We start from the raw sequence: 1615 nt of genomic DNA, 5'->3' as shown, positions 1-1615 counted from the left end.
CCATCGGCAACATACCGCCAGCCGAAGCCGAAGAACGATATTACGCCATGCTGGACGCACCGGCCGTGGCCGCATAACTTAAACGAAATGGCCTCCGGCAAACCCGGTGCGGTTCAGACGCCACCCACTCTCGCGACCGACTGAGCGCATTCGGATCGCATTGGCACCAGTTTCCAGTCCAGCCGTAAGAGCCCTTGGTCAACAATGACGAGGGCACTTGAATTAGCAAAGGAAGACCAATGTCATCGACGACAAGTGAGTTGAACACCATTAACACCGCCTGGCAGATTGCCGTCCAGGAAATCCTGAGGATGGTTATTCGCGATCTTTATCGCGGCGAAGGCGAGGCGCAGTTCAAAGAACATCTTGAACGCATTGAGGCCGCAGCTGTTGACAGTATCCAGACTGACCTGAGATTTCGGGGAACAGACGCGTGGACAGAGCTGCTCGTCAAGGAAAAGGCCAGCAATTTCGTCACGACCTTGCTGACATCATTTACCTTCGACCGGGCATGATTTCGCACTCTTACGGTTTCAGTTCCAGCGCATTCCGGGGGCGACTTTAGAGAACGAAGAGGGGCACTGAACATGACAGACTTCAAGCAGTTTGCTACAAGTTCGAACGGCGACAGCTGGTTCGTTGGGAAACGACAAGACGGTGTGGCCGTTGTGCGTCACAAGGCAAACGCCGCGTCTGGTGGACATGAGACGATATTGCGCGTTGAAGAGTTCTTGCTTCTGAGGCACGACAGCCCCGAGCAGGCGGCACTGTGATTAGGCCCTTTAATTGCGGATGCTTGTCAAGCACCTGCTCCGTCCTTGCCGGGGTCATGGTCCTTGTCGAGGTTTTCGCCTCACGATCATGTTCGGGTCCAGTGCTTCAACGTATGGAACGGAATACGGCGTAGCCGTTTTCAGCCTAATCAACGAAGTCACTGCAACCACCGTCCCGGCGGGGATTTTGCAGGCCCGCTCGGGCCTACAAATTATAGAATCCTATGTTTCTTTTCCGGCGCTCCATTCGAAGGTCGTACCGTCGACCCAAATGCAGTGAAGGATGACAGCGAGCTTACGAGCTACGGCGACCTGCGCCTTTTTCATCCCGCTGCGCTTGGCCAGCCTCAATCCCAAGCCTTCAGCGAGCACCATTTCTTTGTCCGATGTAGTAACACGGCTGCGGCTTCGAACAGGTGTCCCGGATCAGCGCCTTTGAGACAGAAGTGTTTTAATTGAGAAGAGAGCATTTTCGGCTCATCGTAGCTCTATCAAAGGAAGCGAAGATGAGACAGAAAACCGTGCCACAGACATCGGCGGCCGAGAAGACGATCAAGGATATCCGCCGCGCGACGCGCAAGCACCATTCGTCGGAGGAGAAGATCCGCCGCCTGATCGCCACACGCTCTCCTTTTTGTAAAGGGCATCGGCTTAGGGGCCCGCCTCATGCCTCGACCGTCTTCAAATGGGGGTGCGCCGCACCTACTCGATAAATTCGACCACGACGCCCGGCTTGACCATGCCGGCCAGTTCCTCGACGTCCCAGTTGGCCAGCCGAACACATCCATGCGATCCGACCTTGCCGATCAGCTCCGGTACTGGCGTGCCGTGAATGCCGTAGG

Annotated in this window: 3 protein-coding genes and 1 pseudogene; 2 read left to right on the top strand and 2 right to left on the bottom strand. The window is 55.9% G+C overall.

Features of this window, described 5'->3' with window-relative positions; all coding sequences use genetic code 11:
* Positions 1 to 239 precede the first annotated feature (239 nt).
* Together OK142_RS25195 and OK142_RS25190 are read left to right on the top strand one after the other, a co-directional pair.
* On the top strand, positions 240 to 515 hold the full coding sequence (locus OK142_RS25195) for a hypothetical protein (RefSeq protein WP_225246955.1): 276 nt from the start codon (positions 240 to 242) through the stop codon (positions 513 to 515).
* Between the two features lie 72 nt (positions 516 to 587).
* Complete coding sequence (locus tag OK142_RS25190) at positions 588 to 773, top strand: hypothetical protein (protein WP_038595179.1); 186 nt, start codon at positions 588 to 590, stop codon at positions 771 to 773.
* Between the two features lie 222 nt (positions 774 to 995).
* Here OK142_RS25190 and OK142_RS25185 read toward each other — a convergent pair.
* Together OK142_RS25185 and OK142_RS25180 are read right to left on the bottom strand one after the other, a co-directional pair.
* Positions 996 to 1189 (bottom strand): annotated as a pseudogene (locus OK142_RS25185) (IS110 family RNA-guided transposase); the annotation flags it as partial.
* 286 nt (positions 1190 to 1475) lie between these two features.
* Positions 1476 to 1615: L,D-transpeptidase (locus tag OK142_RS25180; protein WP_498685722.1), on the bottom strand; the 140-nt coding region annotated here is incomplete at its 5' end.

Source organism: Agrobacterium sp. BT-220-3 (genome assembly GCF_025910175.1).
Lineage (GTDB): Bacteria > Pseudomonadota > Alphaproteobacteria > Rhizobiales > Rhizobiaceae > Agrobacterium > Agrobacterium oryzihabitans.
Note: the sequence above shows the minus strand (reverse complement) of the source record. Positions and strands in the feature narration are given on the sequence as shown.